General features: G+C 61.3%; 15 protein-coding genes. 11 read left to right on the plus strand and 4 right to left on the minus strand.

The features are described 5' to 3' along the window. Positions 1 to 108 precede the first annotated feature (108 nt). The 7 genes from C0V97_RS15780 to C0V97_RS15810 all read left to right on the plus strand — a co-directional run bounded on the left by C0V97_RS15780 (position 109) and on the right by C0V97_RS15810 (position 7,400). A complete protein-coding gene (locus C0V97_RS15780) occupies positions 109 to 1,029 on the plus strand; it encodes a polyprenyl synthetase family protein (RefSeq protein WP_127103519.1) in 921 nt (306 codons plus the stop codon). Positions 1,030 to 1,033: 4 nt separating this feature from the next. Continuing rightward, a complete protein-coding gene (gene dxs / locus C0V97_RS15785; protein ID WP_127103520.1) occupies positions 1,034 to 3,028 on the plus strand; it encodes a 1-deoxy-D-xylulose-5-phosphate synthase in 1,995 nt (664 codons plus the stop codon). Continuing rightward, complete coding sequence (locus C0V97_RS15790) at positions 3,028 to 3,765, plus strand: TlyA family RNA methyltransferase (protein ID WP_127103521.1); 738 nt, start codon at positions 3,028 to 3,030, stop codon at positions 3,763 to 3,765. The genes dxs and C0V97_RS15790 overlap by 1 nt, the downstream gene beginning before the upstream one ends. A gap of 142 nt (positions 3,766 to 3,907) precedes the next feature. Then, positions 3,908 to 5,101 (plus strand): 23S rRNA (adenine(2503)-C(2))-methyltransferase RlmN, encoded by a 1,194-nt coding sequence (gene rlmN / locus C0V97_RS15795; RefSeq protein ID WP_127103522.1) that lies wholly within the window; start codon positions 3,908 to 3,910, stop codon positions 5,099 to 5,101. Between the two features lie 96 nt (positions 5,102 to 5,197). Further along, a complete protein-coding gene (locus C0V97_RS15800) occupies positions 5,198 to 6,427 on the plus strand; it encodes an argininosuccinate synthase (protein WP_127103523.1) in 1,230 nt (409 codons plus the stop codon). 23 nt (positions 6,428 to 6,450) lie between these two features. Further along, a complete protein-coding gene (locus tag C0V97_RS15805; RefSeq protein ID WP_199751947.1) occupies positions 6,451 to 6,939 on the plus strand; it encodes an FKBP-type peptidyl-prolyl cis-trans isomerase in 489 nt (162 codons plus the stop codon). A 2-nt stretch (positions 6,940 to 6,941) separates the two neighbouring features. Then, positions 6,942 to 7,400, plus strand: coding sequence for a cytochrome c (locus C0V97_RS15810; RefSeq protein WP_233582221.1), 459 nt, complete (start codon positions 6,942 to 6,944; stop codon positions 7,398 to 7,400). A 349-nt stretch (positions 7,401 to 7,749) separates the two neighbouring features. Here the strand turns inward: C0V97_RS15810 and C0V97_RS15815 are convergent, their stop codons facing one another. Then, positions 7,750 to 8,280, minus strand: a complete 531-nt coding sequence (locus C0V97_RS15815; protein ID WP_233582222.1) for a thymidine kinase — start codon at positions 8,278 to 8,280, stop codon at positions 7,750 to 7,752. Positions 8,281 to 8,428: 148 nt separating this feature from the next. Between C0V97_RS15815 and trpS the strand changes: the two genes are divergently transcribed. Together trpS and C0V97_RS15825 are read left to right on the plus strand one after the other, a co-directional pair. Next, entirely contained in the window at positions 8,429 to 9,424 is a 996-nt protein-coding gene (trpS, locus tag C0V97_RS15820) for a tryptophan--tRNA ligase (protein WP_127103527.1), read from the plus strand. A 50-nt stretch (positions 9,425 to 9,474) separates the two neighbouring features. Then, positions 9,475 to 9,891 carry a secondary thiamine-phosphate synthase enzyme YjbQ gene (locus tag C0V97_RS15825; RefSeq protein ID WP_127103528.1) on the plus strand — a complete coding sequence of 139 codons (417 nt, stop codon included), beginning with the start codon at positions 9,475 to 9,477 and terminating at the stop codon, positions 9,889 to 9,891. Between the two features lie 163 nt (positions 9,892 to 10,054). Here the strand turns inward: C0V97_RS15825 and C0V97_RS15830 are convergent, their stop codons facing one another. Genes C0V97_RS15830 through C0V97_RS15840 form a run of 3 tightly spaced genes read right to left on the minus strand, consistent with a single transcriptional unit; the run spans position 10,055 to position 12,761 of the window. Beyond that, positions 10,055 to 10,792 (minus strand): ribonuclease T2 family protein, encoded by a 738-nt coding sequence (locus C0V97_RS15830; RefSeq protein WP_127103529.1) that lies wholly within the window; start codon positions 10,790 to 10,792, stop codon positions 10,055 to 10,057. Next, a complete protein-coding gene (fghA, locus tag C0V97_RS15835) occupies positions 10,789 to 11,643 on the minus strand; it encodes an S-formylglutathione hydrolase (RefSeq protein WP_127103530.1) in 855 nt (284 codons plus the stop codon). The genes C0V97_RS15830 and fghA overlap by 4 nt, the downstream gene beginning before the upstream one ends. Next, positions 11,640 to 12,761: an S-(hydroxymethyl)glutathione dehydrogenase/class III alcohol dehydrogenase gene (locus tag C0V97_RS15840; protein ID WP_127103531.1), complete on the minus strand. Its 1,122-nt coding sequence runs from the start codon at positions 12,759 to 12,761 to the stop codon at positions 11,640 to 11,642. The genes fghA and C0V97_RS15840 overlap by 4 nt, the downstream gene beginning before the upstream one ends. Positions 12,762 to 12,894: 133 nt before the next feature. Here C0V97_RS15840 and C0V97_RS15845 point away from each other — a divergent pair, with 133 nt between their 5' ends. Continuing rightward, entirely contained in the window at positions 12,895 to 13,770 is an 876-nt protein-coding gene (locus C0V97_RS15845) for a bestrophin family protein (protein WP_127103532.1), read from the plus strand. A 90-nt stretch (positions 13,771 to 13,860) separates the two neighbouring features. Then, positions 13,861 to 14,451 carry a CarD family transcriptional regulator gene (locus tag C0V97_RS15850; RefSeq protein ID WP_127103533.1) on the plus strand — a complete coding sequence of 197 codons (591 nt, stop codon included), beginning with the start codon at positions 13,861 to 13,863 and terminating at the stop codon, positions 14,449 to 14,451. Positions 14,452 to 14,571 lie beyond the last annotated feature (120 nt).

The following is a 14,571-nucleotide window of genomic DNA, read 5'->3' on the forward strand; positions in this document are numbered from 1 at the left end:
CAAACTCTCGGAAGCGGAGATGCGTGTGCGAGCGATCACCCAGCGTTACGACACAACGCAGGCGGTCCCCTTCTCCGAGTTCGACGAGCCTTCTGGCGGAAAAGCCCCATGACGATCACCTCTCCCACCCAGACTGCAACGCCCGAGGCCCTGGCCGCCTCGCTCGGCACTGCAGCCCGCGCCATCGAAGCCACGATCGATCGCCTCCTCCCCATGGTCGAAGGTGACGAATCGGTCTTGATTGACGCGATGCGCTACGCCGCTCTCGGCGGCGGCAAGCGCCTGCGCGGCTATCTTGTGACAGAAATCGCCAGCATTTTCGGTGCCGAGCCGGAAGGCGCTCTGCGCGTTGCGGCCTCAGTCGAGATGCTGCACGCCTATAGTCTCGTCCATGATGATCTGCCGGCAATGGATGACGACGATCTGCGTCGCGGCCAGCCCTCGACGCACAAGCAGTTCGATGAGGCCATTGCGATCCTCGCAGGCGATGCCTTGCAGACTTCCGCCTTCGAGATCCTGGCCGATCATGCCACGCATTCTGATCCTGCGGTCCGTATCGCACTCGTCACGGCGCTGGCTCAGGCTTCGGGTGCGGCAGGCATGGTGGGCGGTCAGGTGGTCGATATCCGAGGCGAAGGCAAAGCGCTTCCCCTCGATCAGGTACGGCGCCTCCATGCCATGAAGACAGGTGCGCTTATCCGCTACGCGGCTGAGGCCGGTGCCATTCTGGGTGGCGCGACACGCGTGCAGCGCGACGCCATCATTGCGTATGGGCGTGATATCGGCACAGCCTTTCAGGTGGCCGATGACGTACTCGACACGACCGCAAGCGCCGAGGAACTCGGCAAGACCGCCGGCAAGGATGAAGCCTCCGGCAAATCCACCTATGTCTCCCTGCTGGGTATCGAGGGTGCACGTGCGGAAGCCGCGCGCCTCTCCGAGCAGGCCACACAGGCCCTGACTTCTTTCGGGGCCGAAGCAGCCGCGCTCAGAGCCCTGGCCCATTACATCGTCGAGCGCAGGAATTAAGAGAATGAGCGACACCACCAAACCGACCAACGCCTCGTCGATCCCGACCATGGGCCGTTTCCCCCATCTCGACCGAGTGGTCGTTCCGGCCGATCTGAGAAACTTCTCGACCGATCAACTCAAGCATCTCGCTGAGGAACTGCGCTCCGAGACGGTTGACGCCGTTTCCACCACGGGCGGGCATCTTGGCGCCTCGCTCGGCGTGGTCGAACTGACCGTTGCGATGCATGCAGTCTTCAATACGCCTGATGACCGTATCATCTGGGATGTCGGCCACCAGGCTTATCCCCACAAGATCCTGACCGGGCGGCGCGATCGCATCCGCACCCTGCGCCAGCCTGAGGGTCTGTCCGGCTTCACCCGCCGTGCCGAGAGCGAATACGACCCGTTCGGAGCGGCACATTCCTCGACCTCGATTTCGGCAGGTCTGGGCATGGCGGTGGCGCATCACCTGCGCGCGACCGACGACCCCTCTTACGAGGAGCGCAATGTCATTGCGGTGATCGGAGACGGCTCGATTTCGGCAGGCATGGCCTATGAGGCCATGAACAATGCGGCGGTCGCGGGTCCGGGCGCCAAGCGCCTGATCGTCATTCTGAACGACAATGAAATGTCCATCGCGCCGCCAGTAGGCTCGATGTCGAACTACCTGTCGCGCCTCATGACCTCGCGCCAGTTCCTGAGCCTGCGCGACCTCGCAGGCAAGCTGGCCAGGCGCCTGCCTGCCGGGCTGGAGCGTACCGCAAAGCGCGCGGACGAACTGACGCGCGGCCTGATCACGGGCGGAACGCTGTTCGAGGAACTCGGCTTCTATTATGTCGGCCCTGTCGATGGGCATGATCTGAACCAGCTCGTGCCGATCCTGCGCAATCTCCGTGACAGCGATGAAGGCCCGGTGCTTCTTCATGTGATCACCGAGAAGGGACGCGGCTACAAGCCTGCTGAATCCGCCGGCGACAAATATCATGCGGTCAGCAAATTCAACGTGGTGACCGGTGAACAGAAAAAGGCGCCCGCCGGGCCGCCGAGCTATACCTCCGTCATGGCACGCGAATTGCTGCGCCACGCCGAGATGGATGAGCGCATCACGGCCATCACGGCTGCCATGCCTTCGGGCACGGGTCTGGACAAGTTCGCCCAGAAGCATCCCGAGCGCTTTTTCGACGTCGGCATCGCCGAGCAGCACGCGGTGACGTTTGCCGCCGGCATGGCATCGGAAGGGCTGCGCCCGTTCTGCGCCATCTACTCGACCTTCCTGCAGCGCGCCTATGATCAGGTGGTGCATGATGTTGACCTGCAGAATCTGCCGGTCCGCTTCGCGATCGACCGCGCCGGTCTGGTGGGCGCCGACGGTGCCACCCATGCAGGGTCATTCGATCTGAACTATCTGTGCTGCCTGCCGAACATGGTTGTCATGGCGCCGAGCGACGAGGTCGAACTCACCCATATGACGGCAACGGCTTGCGTCTATGATGCCGGCCCGATCGCCTTCCGTTACCCGCGCGGGGGCGGTACGGGTCTGGACCTGCCGGAGAAGGGTGAGGTGCTCGAAATCGGGCGCGGCCGGATCGTGCGTGAGGCAACGCGTCAGCCGGGTAGCAAGTCGGGTGTGGCCATCCTCTCCCTCGGCACGCGTCTGACCGAATCGCTCAAGGCTGCCGATCATCTCGCCGCCCAGGGCATTGCCGTGACGGTGGCCGATGCCCGCTTCGCCAAGCCGATCGACACTGCCCTAGTCGAGCGTCTGGCTCGCGAGCATGACGTGCTGATCACCATCGAAGAGGGCGCTGCTGGCGGCTTCAGCAGCCTTGTGGTGCGTCATCTGGCCGAGACGGCACTGCTGGATCAGGTGAAGTTCCGCCCCATGGCGCTGCCCGACACCTATATCGACCACAACCTGCCGGAAGTGCAGTACGACGAGGCAGGGCTGAACGCACCGCAGATCGTCACTACCGCCCTCTCCGCCCTCGGTGTCCAGAACGCCCAGCAGACGGCCTGATGGCCAAGAAGCGGGCTGACGTCCTGCTGGTCGAGCGCGGCCTCGTCGAGAGCCGCGCCCGGGCACAGGCCCTGATCATGGCAGGACTTGTCTTCAGCAAGGACCGCCGCATTGCCAAGGCGGGGGATATGCTCGCCGAAGATGCCGCGCTCGATCTGCGTGGACAGGATCACCCCTGGGTGTCGCGCGGCGGGCTCAAGCTCGATCACGCACTCAGCCATTTCGGGCTGGACCCCAAGGGGCGGATCGCCGTCGATGTCGGTGCCTCCACGGGAGGGTTTACCGATGTCCTTCTCACGAACGGTGCTGAAAAAGTCTATGCGGTCGATGTCGGCCATGGGCAGATTGCCTGGAAGCTGCGCTCCGATCCACGCGTGGTGGTCATGGAAAAGACCAATGCCCGCACGCTCGACGCCACGATCATTCCCGACCCGATCTCGATTGTCGTTTGTGACGCCAGTTTCATCGGGCTTCGCACGGTGCTGCCCCCTGCCCTTGCGCTTTGCCAGCCCGGCGGCTGGGCGGTTGCGCTGATCAAGCCGCAATTCGAAGCCGGAAGGTCCGAGATCGGGGCAAAGGGCGTGGTCCGCGATACGGCGGTTCATGAGCGCGTCTGCGCCGGCATCCGAGCATGGTGGGACGATCTCGACGGCTGGGACGTTCTTGGCGTCGATCCCAGTCCGATCACCGGCCCTGAAGGCAACCGCGAGTTCCTGATCGCCGCGCAACGCCAGTAACAGCGTTGCGGGGGGCAGATCGCGTCAATCCAGATCTCGGATGGCACGCCCGGGGGAAGCTCTCTGAACTTCCGGTACCCTTCCTCCGCACTATGGTGGTTTTGCTTGCGCTCCCGGGGCCCCTTCGTGATAGAGCACGCGCATGTCCGACATCTCGACCCCACTCGACCTGAATGAGCAGGAGCGCGCGCGCATCCTGGCCAAATCCGCTCTCTTCGCCCCACCGCCAGCGGTGCTACCCGATGGACGGCGTGACCTTGTGGGCCTGTCGCGTGAGGAGCTGGTGGCCGAGATGGCCGAATTCGGTGAGAAGCCTTTCCGCGCGAAGCAGCTCTGGCACTGGATCTATCATCAGGGCGCAACCGATTTTTCGCGCATGAGCAGTATCGCCAAGCCGCTCCAGGCCAAGCTGGCCGAGCGTTATGTGGTGGGTCGTCCCGCAACAAGCCTCGAACAGACATCGAACGACGATACGCGCAAATTCCTGTTCCGCTTTCGAGACGGGCAAGAAGCCGAAACGGTCTATATCCCCGATCGCCGGGAAGATCGGGGCGCGGTCTGTATTTCGTCGCAGGTTGGCTGCACCCTGTCCTGCACCTTCTGCCATACCGGCACCCAGAAGCTGGTCCGCAATCTCGGCGCAGCAGAGATTGTGTCCCAATTCATGGCGGCGCGCGATTCCTACGGCGAATGGCCGAGCCCGAGAGGGGAGACGCCCCGTCTGCTCTCGACAATCGTGCTGATGGGCATGGGCGAGCCGCTCTATAATTACGACAACGTGGCCAAGGCCATGCGTATCGTCATGGATGGCGAGGGGATCGCGCTTTCGCGCCGTCGCATCACGCTGTCCACGTCCGGCGTCGTTCCAATGATGGATCGCTGCGGCGAGGAACTGGCAGTCAATCTCGCCATCTCTCTTCATGCTGTGACCAATGATCTGCGCGACAAGATTGTGCCGCTCAACCGCAAATACCCGATCGAGGAGCTGATGGCGGCGTGTCGTCGCTACCCGGCAGCCTCGAACTCGCGCCGTATCACCTTCGAGTACATCATGCTGCGCGGTATCAACGACAGCGAGGCCGATGCGCGCGAACTGGTGCGTCTAATCAAGGGCCTTCCTGCAAAGGTCAATCTGATCCCGTTCAACCCCTGGCCCGGTTCGGAGTTCAAACCCTCCACACGCGAGCAACTGCAGAAATTCGCTGCCATTGTCATGGATGCCGGGTTTGCCTCGCCCATTCGCATGCCGCGCGGTCGCGATATTCTGGCAGCATGCGGGCAGCTGAAGACCGAGAGCGAGCGCCTGCGCCGCAACACGACGGCAGAAGTGGAATAAGAAACATGCGCTTGGCGGCAGAGTCTGGCCTGATTGTCTGACGGGTGATAAGAATGGCGCCGTATTCGTCATTCTATCAGAGGGAAGCCTGGCCTCATGACCGCCCGGGACGTTAAAAAAGTTGTTCTCGCCTACTCGGGCGGGCTGGATACTTCCGTCATTCTGCGCTGGCTGCAAAAGGAATATGGCTGCGAGGTCGTGACCTTCACCGCCGATCTCGGCCAGGGCGAAGAGCTGGAACCGGCCCGTCGCAAGGCCGAGATGTTCGGTGTGAAGGATATCTTCGTCGAGGATCTGCGCGAGACCTTCGTGAAGGATTTCGTCTTCCCGATGTTCCGTGCCAACGCGCTGTATGAAGGCCAGTACCTGCTGGGCACATCGATCGCGCGCCCGCTCATCGCCCAGCGTCAGATCGAGATCGCCAAGATGGTCGGTGCTGACGCCGTGGCCCATGGCGCGACCGGCAAGGGCAATGACCAGGTGCGTTTCGAGCTCGGTTATTACGCGCTCCAGCCCGACATCAAGGTCATCGCACCCTGGCGTGAATGGAACCTGACGTCGCGCACCAAGCTGCTGGCCTTCGCCGAGGAAAACCAGATCCCGGTAACCAAGGACAAGCGCGGCGAGGCACCATTCTCCGTCGATGCCAATCTTCTGCACTCTTCTTCCGAGGGCAAGATCCTCGAGGATCCCGCAGTGGCTCCCGATGAGATCGTCTTCCAGCGCACCATCTCCCCGGAGAACGCCCCGGATGTCGCCACCGAAATCGCGATCGATTTCTTCGAGGGTGACCCGGTCGCGCTGAACGGCGTGACTCTTTCCCCCGCAGAATTGCTGACGCGCCTGAACAAGCTGGGCCACGACAATGGTATCGGCCGTCTCGATCTCGTCGAGAACCGCTTTGTCGGCATGAAGTCACGCGGCATCTACGAGACGCCGGGCGGCACGATTCTGCTCACGGCGCATCGCAGCATCGAATCCATTACGCTCGACCGCGAGGCCATGCATCTCAAGGACAGCCTGATGCCGCGCTATGCGGAGATCATCTATAACGGCTTCTGGTTCTCGCCCGAGCGTCACATGCTGCAGGCTCTGATCGACACCAGCCAGAAATCGGTCACAGGACGTGTTTGCCTGAAGCTCTACAAGGGCAATGTGATCTGCGTCGGTCGTGAAAGCCCGAACAGCCTCTACGATACCCGTGTCGTCACCTTCGAGGACGATGAGGGCGCCTATAACCAGATCGACGCTCAGGGCTTCATCAAGCTCAACGCGCTTCGCCTGCGTCTGGGTGGCCAGATTGGCCGCACCGGCGGCAAGCCCTGATCGCAAGCGTCAAGAGGTCCATCATGCGTCTATCCCGCTCTATCAAGACCCTCGTCGCCGGGGCGTCTTTCCTTGCCCTGGCCGCCTGCGGCGGCCCGAAAGAAGAGCCGGAACTGACTCCGGAGCAGTTCATGGCCAAGGTCCGCGCCGAACCCGGCGTGAAGACCTTGCCGGATGGTCTGGCTTACAAGGTGCTCAAATCGGGCCCCAAGGATGGTGAGCAGCCCTCCAAGGGCCGCCAGATGATGCTCATCTATGAGGGCCGCCTGCCCGATGGGGGTATCTTCGACAGCTCCGAGCAGCATGGTAATGGCGCCTATATGCAGATGACGCTGGACGGCCTCGTCAAGGGCTGGATGGAAGCCCTGCCGATGATGCATGTGGGAGATACCTGGATGCTCTACGTTCCGCCCGAACTGGGCTACGGCAAGCGCTCCATGGGCATCATTCCGCCCAACAGCCCGCTTGTATTCAAGATCCAGCTTCTCGGCCTGGGCGGTCAGGAGCAGTAATCTTGTCGCGCCCTGCTCTGGTCCTTGCTCTTCTTGCCAGCCTCGCATTGAGCGGGTGCGGCAAGAAGAGTGCAGGACAAAAGCTATATGGCCCCAATTGCGGTATCTGCCATCACGGTGGCAACGGATTGCCGGGCGAGGTTCCACCTCTGGTGGGTCGCCTGGACCTGATCGCCAAGACCCCGGAAGGGCGCGACTATCTTGCCCGTGTCATGCTCAACGGGCTCGACGGCCCGATCAGGGCGAATGGCAGTCGCTATAATTTTTCCATGCCAAGCTTTCGTCGACTAAGTGACGAGCAGCTTTCGCTCATCCTGAACTGGCTGATCGAGCGCGGGGCGACAAAACCCGCCCCTCATATCGGGCCCGAGATTTTTGCGAGAGCGCGTGAGACCGAGATCGGCTCGAATCGCGTCCATGATCTGCGCGAGGGACTGGCGGCCAAAGGGCAGATTCCCTGATCGCGCAGGGCATCCCTTCCGGCTCCTCAAACCAGACCCGCGCTCTACTCTCGCGCTCCTTACCTGCCTCCCGCATCCACGCCTCCCCAAAGCACGTCTCTCATGATACGGGTTTGAGGATACGCTCCTCAGGACACGACCATAATCTCCCTGACAACCCGCCATTAAGCGCGCTGAGTTTTCTGACGGAACGCCCCCCAGGACGTTTACTCAAGCACGTGCTGCATGTTCGGTCAGTGGCTTGCGGGGGCCTCCTCTGCAGGTCGCCGCAGGATGTCTCCCGCGCGAGGAAACCCTGCTTCAATTGCTTCCTCAGGTCGCGGAACGTGGATAGGGCCATGCCCGTTATTCAGTCAGGGCTCTGCCAATGCGCATTGCAGCGCGCCTCATACAGATCCTCATCGCCCGTCTCGAGCAGGTGCCCTGTCGGGTGTTTCTTCGCGGTCCAGGAGGCGGGCGCACCGCAGTGATGGCAACGTGCGGTCAGTGACACATAATGATCGGCCAATGCGCGCAGGCGATCCATGACCACAAAGGCCTCACGCCTGTAATCGGTATCGAGCCCCGCCACAGTCACGTTGACCCCCTTATCGAGAGCACGTTCAATATCGCGCACAACGTCGCCCTCATAATGCGGGGCGATCATGAAATGTCCCTCATCGAGCAGGATATGGCGATACGCGGCGAAATCCTCGGGCCAGGAAGAAACGGAGCGCGCCGCACGAGAGAGCCCGACACGGCTCTTGATCTGTGCCCCGGAGCGCGTGTCGAAGGCGGGTGCCAGACAGAGCGTCGCCGCATCCTCGGGGTAGTCGCTCAGCAGATGCGCCGATTTTCCGGCGAACATCGGCCCCGCAAAAACAGTCAGAATACCCCGCACCCGCCTTGTCCCCCCTTCGCCAATCACCCTGATCCTCCCGGGAACAGAACCCGGCCCCAGGCCTGAAGGGCTGCCCTTACAGGGATTTGCGTCGGGAGGGCAATCTTTCCCCTTGACCGCCGCGGGAGCGCATTCGACAAGAACGGCCATGCAACGTGTTTTCTCCGGCATTCAGCCGACCGGCGTCCCCCAGCTTGGCAATTATCTCGGTGCGATCCGTAACTGGGTGCGTCTGCAGGACGACCATGACTGTGTGTTCTGCCTGGTCGACATGCACGCCCTGACCGTTTTCCGCGAGCCCGAGCAGTTGCGCCGCGATAATCTGGCACAGGCCGCCTGCCTGATCGCCTCGGGCATCGACCCTGAAAAACATGTTCTCTACAACCAGTCGGCCGTAAGCGCGCATGCGCGCCTCGGCTGGATCTTCAACTGTGTGGTGCGGCTGGGCTGGCTCAACCGTATGACCCAGTTCAAGGAAAAAGCGGGCAAGGACCGGGAACAGCATTCTGCTGGTCTGTTCGTCTATCCTGCCCTGATGGCCGCCGATATCCATACCTTCCATGCAACACGCGTGCCGGTGGGGGAAGATCAGAAGCAGCACCTCGAGATCGCCAATGATATCGCGGCGAAATTCAACCATGATTACGGCGTGGACTTCTTCCCCGCCATCGAAGCCCTCATTCCTCCCTCGGCCGCCCGTGTCATGAGCCTGCGTGACGGCACGAAGAAAATGTCCAAATCGGATCCCTCGGCCCAGTCGCGCATCGAACTGACCGACACGGCCGATGATATCGCGCTCAAAATCCGCAAGGCGAAGTCCGATACCGAGGCACTCCCCTCGGAGAGCGGGGGGCTCGAAGGACGGGCAGAGGCGCGCAACCTCGTCACCATCTACGCCGCCATGGCCGATCAGAGCGTGGACGATGTGCTCGGCCGCTTCGGTGGCCAGGGCTTTGGACCGTTCAAGTCGGCTCTCGCGGAACTACTCGTCGAGAAGCTCGAGCCGGTCGCAAATGAAACACGTCGCCTGTTGGAAGATCGCTCCCATCTGGAGCAGATTTTGCGCCAGGGAGCCTCCCGCGCCAGCGCCATTGCTGAGCCAATTGTCACCGAGGCGGAACGTCTGGTCGGGTATCTGCGCTAGTTTCCAGGGCGAAGTCCTTCACCCCCGGCGTTCATCTTTCAGGAGGCATCATGCGACAGGTCTTTCACCGTCTTTCAGTCCGTACGCGTGGCAAGGGCCTGACGATGATCACGGCGCCTATCCTGGATTGGGTTGCCAGTAGCGGGATCGAGGAAGGTCTGTTGACGCTCTGGTGCCGTCATACCTCGGCCTCGCTCATCGTGCAGGAAAATGCCGACCCCACGGTACAGCAGGACATCAACAGCTATTTCGAGGATCTCGTCCCTGAATCACGCATCTATCAGCATGATTATGAGGGCTCGGATGACATGCCTGCCCATATTCGGTCAGTGCTCACCAATGTGCAGCTGACCATTCCCGTGATGTCCGGCAGGCCGGTTCTCGGCACCTGGCAGGGTATCTATCTGTTCGAGCACAGACGCGCCTCCCACAGCCGGGAACTCGTTCTGCATTTGATGGGCACCTGAACCTTGCCAGCGGGCACCTCAGAAACCGCCGCAACCGCGCGAGTCTTGCCGAGCGTCTGAGGGATGGCCGCTGACCAGCCCTGTCACGAAGCGGTGGCGCCGCCTCGGGACATCGGACAAGCCGTATCGGTGCCCGCCCCTCATCTGGAACAACTCGGCCCCTTTACCAACGCCTCAGCCAGAATTGGGCCGGACAGTTATCCTGCATGTGCGGAGACGAGAGATAGGATGAAGACGACGGGAAGGCGCCCATCTTGTCCGGATCAAGGGTGAACCAGAGCTGAGTCAGCACCACGCGCTTATCATGATCCGTCTCGCAGCGCAGTTGCAGCGCACGGGGCAGATCGGAGCCGCTCGCTTGGCGAAAGAAGGAAAGAACTTCTTCACGGGTGACGACTGTTCCTGCCCGCTGACCCAGAAACTCCATCATGGGTGAACGAACAAATCGGGCCTGAAGAGCGCTGGCCTTGGCGAAGAAGATGCGAGGATCATAGCCGAAGCAAGCGCCATGCTTGACCCACTCATGAACGACGAGTGACGGCGCCGTATGGGGCATGATCTCGGCAAGTGTCTGGCTCAGGGCGTTATCCAGTACAGGTGGCCCTGAATCCGGTCCCAGCAGACGACATCCTTCGCGCCACCAACGCTCCACAGCTACGCCCTGTGCCTCGAGCGTATGCGGCTCGGATGCCCAGAGACCGTGTAGCCCGACGAGGGCCCGTCGAGGCTGATCTGCCGTACAACCACTCCCCGTCGAGCAGAAACCAGGCTGCCAGGTCAGCGCGAGTGTGTTATGCGCGAAATCCCCATGAGCCGTGGGCGTCAAAGCTGCAGGATGGGGGTTCCGAACGGTACACCCCGCCACGAGAAGCAGGACCAGGACAAGAATCTTGCGTGTCATGTTGGGGCTCCGAGCAGTCGGGCGTGATGGGTCACATGGTCCGCAATCACCGTCTGGATGAACCAGTAGGAATGGTCGTAACCTTCATGGTAGCGCAATTTCAGGGGCTGGCCCTTGCGTGCGGCCATGGTCTCGAGCAGATCCGGGCGGAGCTGCTCCGCCAGAAACTGATCAGCCATTCCCTGATCGATCAGGATCTCCCGGGGGTGTCGCCTCCCTGAATCGAGGAGCGAGACCGCATCCCATTCAGCCCAGCGCCCGGCATCTTCCCCCAGATACGCAGCGAACGCCTTCTTCCCCCAGGGCACAACAGAAGGATGGACAATCGGTGCTAAGGCGCTGATCGAGTGCCACATATTGGGTGCGCGCAATCCGTGTACCAATGCGCCATGGCCACCCATCGAATGCCCCATGATTCCGAAGCGGGATTCTGTCTGTCCAGTGGCCGTGCGGATCAGGTGAGGCAGTTCGGCCTCGAGATAGCTGCCCATGCGGTAATGATCCGACCAGGGTGACCTCGTGGCGTCCAGATAGAAACCCGCTGCACTCCCCAGGTCATAGCTCTCATCCTCGCCCAGTACGTCCGCGCCTCTCGGCGAGGTATCGGGGGCGACAAGCATCAGGTTCTCAGCGGCGGCGTGCGCGATGATCGTCGATTTTTGGAGGAATGTTTCATGCGTGCAGGTCAGCCCCGCCAGCAGGAACAGAACCGGCGTGCTTTCTCCCCTCAAGGCGGCTGCAGGCTGGAACACGGAAAAACGTGCCTCCAGTCCCAAGGTGCTCGAGGGGTGGGAGAAAACGCTGACTGCCCCGCCATGACATGCCTGGCTTGAGATCGTCGTCAGCGTCATGCATCGAATTCCACAACCGAGCGGATAGACTTGCCCTGGCTCATGAGATCGAAGCCATGATTGATCTCGGACAGCTTGAGATGCTGTGTGATCAGGGAATCGATGTTGATCCGCCCTTCCATATACATATCCACGATCTTAGGCACGTCAGTGCGCCCGCGTGCGCCGCCAAAGGCGGAACCGATCCAGCGTCGGCCAGTCACCAACTGGAACGGACGTGTCGAGATCTCCTGCCCCGATCCGGCAACACCGATCACGCAGGATACGCCCCAGCCACGATGCGCGCATTCCAACGCCTGACGCATCAGCTTGACGTTCCCAACGCATTCGAACGTATAATCCGCGCCGCCTCCGGTCAGTTCGACCAGATGCCCCACCAGATCGCCATTCGGTCCCAGATCTGCGGGATTGACGAAATGGGTCATGCCGAATTCACGAGCGATCTTTCCGCGCTCCGGGTTGAGGTCCACACCCACGATCTGACGCGCACCAACCATCCTGGCGCCCTGAATGACGTTCAGCCCGATCCCGCCCAGGCCGAACACGACCACGGTGGAGTCTGCCTCGACCTTGGCGGTGAACAGCACGGCACCAATCCCGGTGGTCACCCCGCAGCCGATATAACAGATCTTGTCCAGAGGGGCGTCTTCACGGACCTTGGCCAGAGCGATCTCGGGCAGAACCGTGAAATTGGCAAAGGTCGAGCAGCCCATGTAGTGATGCACCGGCTTGCCCCGGTAGGAAAACCGTGTCGTGCCATCGGGCATCAGGCCCTTCCCTTGGGTCGCCCGGATAGAGGTGCAGAGATTGGTCTTGCGCGACAGACAGGACGGGCAGGAGCGACATTCGGGCGTGTAGAGAGGAATCACGTGATCGCCCTGCTTGAGAGAGGTTACCCCCGCCCCGACCTCGCGCACGATACCAGCGCCTTCATGGCCGAGAATCGCAGGGAAAAGCCCCTCGGGATCATCACCGGAGAGCGTGAACTTGTCTGTATGACACAGGCCGGTCGCCTTGATCTCGACCAGAACCTCCCCCGCGCGCGGACCCTCCAGTTGCACCGTATCGATTTCCAGCGGACGACCGGCTTCGAGCGCCAGGGCAGCGATGACATCCATAATCAGTCTTCTCCAGAATTTGGGTTATTCACGATACGTCACATAACCATCTGCGTTTTAACGAGTTTTATCGCGAAACTCTTGGCTATGATGCCCGGACTCTCGCAATGAACAATCTAGGGACCAAGATACCTTGATCGTTGATAAGAACTACGGCCTTTGGATCCTGCTTCGTGAAACAGCCGTCCCTCTCGGCATTCTTGCTCTGTGGGATTTCGTCGTCGTTATTCTCTACCAGGTCTATCATCAGGAGTGGATGGAGCAGCCCGCCCTGCCCATCTCCCTGATGGGCTCGGCGCTCGCTCTGTTTCTGGGTGTCAGAAACAATGCCGCCTATGCGCGCTGGTGGGAAGGGCGTTCGCTTTGGGGCCTGATCACCAATAACTGCCGATCCTTCGCCCGAGAGGCCGCAACCCTGCTGGGCGGCCGTCCGGATCTGGCGCGCGCCATGGCGGCCTACCCCTATCTGCTGCGTACCGCGCTTTCGAATCTTGAACAGGGGCCAGAAGCCAAGCGTCTGCTCACACCCGACATGTATGCGCGCGTCATGAGCCGAACGAACAAGCCCAACGCCCTGCTCTACGAAATCGGTCTTGGCGTCGCAGAAGAGGTCGCGTTGAAAAACATCGACGGCGCTGTACATGGCACGGTCGATCGTATCCTGTCCGATCTTGCCAATGCCCAGGGTGGCCTGGAGCGCATCAAGAACACACCCCTGCCCATCCAGTATTCGGTTTTGCCGCTCTTGGTCGTGCATGTGTTCTGCATTGTCCTACCACTTTCAGCGGTACAGTCCCTGGGCTGGATCACCCCTCTCGGGTCCAGTCTCGTGGGCTTCCTGTTCCAGGCGCTGGACAAGAGCGGACGTGACCTGCAGGAACCGTTCGTCCCCAGCAAGCACGCTCTACCCATGCTCACCATGTCGCGGAACATCGAGATCGATCTGCTGCAGCCCATTGGCGATGAGGTGGGCAAACCGATCGCCGCCAGCCGGGGTGTCCAACCCTGAATCGCCTGATATGCGATACGCCATCTGTGTTGCGTCGGGTCTCATCGCGGCGCGAGACAAACTGTGGAATTTCTGATATGAGCTTGTCGCATGAGCACGTTCAAAACCCCTCCCAAGGGAGGCATGACAGACGCGATGGCGCGTAGCGCCGCCGCGCTGACCGCAACTCAAGCCGACACTCATGCCGGAGACGATGATCCCTTTCAGGAAGGGGATTCCATCGTCTATGCCGCACATGGTGTAGGCCGCGTCGATCGCATCGGCATCGATGAAATCGCCGGAACAAAGCTGGAAATCATCCAGATTTCCTTCCCGGGCAATCAGATGACCTTGCGTATCCCGCTCTCCAAGGCGCGCAAATCCGGCCTGCGCAAGATCGTGACGCGCGATATCGTCGAAAAGGCGATGTCGATCATCAAGGGCAAGCCGCATGTCAGCAAGGGTATGTGGGCCCGTCGCGCTGTAGCCTATCAGGAAAAGATCAACTCGGGCGACTTGATTCAGATCGCTGAGGTGCTTCGCGACCTGCGCCGCAATGTGGACAGCCTCGATGGCAGCTTCAGCGAGCGCAAACTCTTCGAAGCGGCCCAAGAGCGCTTTGTGAGCGAAGTCGCTGTTCTGGAAAACAAGGATCCGACTGCCGTGCTTCAGGCCCTGACGGATACCATGAAGGCGGCGTGACCGGCTTTCTCCGGCGTCCTGCGGGCGCCGGGAAATACCCGGAGGATGCCCGCCGCAGGAGCAACCTCCGGCCAGGGATGCTGATCCCTCATCCAACCTCTTCCCTTTCGACGCATMSAT

Source organism: Asaia sp. W19 (assembly GCF_003994335.1).
Taxonomy (GTDB): domain Bacteria; phylum Pseudomonadota; class Alphaproteobacteria; order Acetobacterales; family Acetobacteraceae; genus Asaia.

Coding starts and splice junctions, on each gene's coding strand:
- C0V97_RS15780 (WP_127103519.1), top strand. CDS start 109: ATGACGATCACCTCTCCCACCCAGACTGCAACGCCCGAGGCCCTGGCC.
- dxs (WP_127103520.1), top strand. CDS start 1,034: ATGAGCGACACCACCAAACCGACCAACGCCTCGTCGATCCCGACCATG.
- C0V97_RS15790 (WP_127103521.1), top strand. CDS start 3,028: ATGGCCAAGAAGCGGGCTGACGTCCTGCTGGTCGAGCGCGGCCTCGTC.
- rlmN (WP_127103522.1), top strand. CDS start 3,908: ATGTCCGACATCTCGACCCCACTCGACCTGAATGAGCAGGAGCGCGCG.
- C0V97_RS15800 (WP_127103523.1), top strand. CDS start 5,198: ATGACCGCCCGGGACGTTAAAAAAGTTGTTCTCGCCTACTCGGGCGGG.
- C0V97_RS15805 (WP_199751947.1), top strand. CDS start 6,451: ATGCGTCTATCCCGCTCTATCAAGACCCTCGTCGCCGGGGCGTCTTTC.
- trpS (WP_127103527.1), top strand. CDS start 8,429: ATGCAACGTGTTTTCTCCGGCATTCAGCCGACCGGCGTCCCCCAGCTT.
- C0V97_RS15825 (WP_127103528.1), top strand. CDS start 9,475: ATGCGACAGGTCTTTCACCGTCTTTCAGTCCGTACGCGTGGCAAGGGC.
- C0V97_RS15830 (WP_127103529.1), bottom strand. CDS start 10,792: ATGACACGCAAGATTCTTGTCCTGGTCCTGCTTCTCGTGGCGGGGTGT.
- fghA (WP_127103530.1), bottom strand. CDS start 11,643: ATGACGCTGACGACGATCTCAAGCCAGGCATGTCATGGCGGGGCAGTC.
- C0V97_RS15840 (WP_127103531.1), bottom strand. CDS start 12,761: ATGGATGTCATCGCTGCCCTGGCGCTCGAAGCCGGTCGTCCGCTGGAA.
- C0V97_RS15850 (WP_127103533.1), top strand. CDS start 13,861: ATGAGCACGTTCAAAACCCCTCCCAAGGGAGGCATGACAGACGCGATG.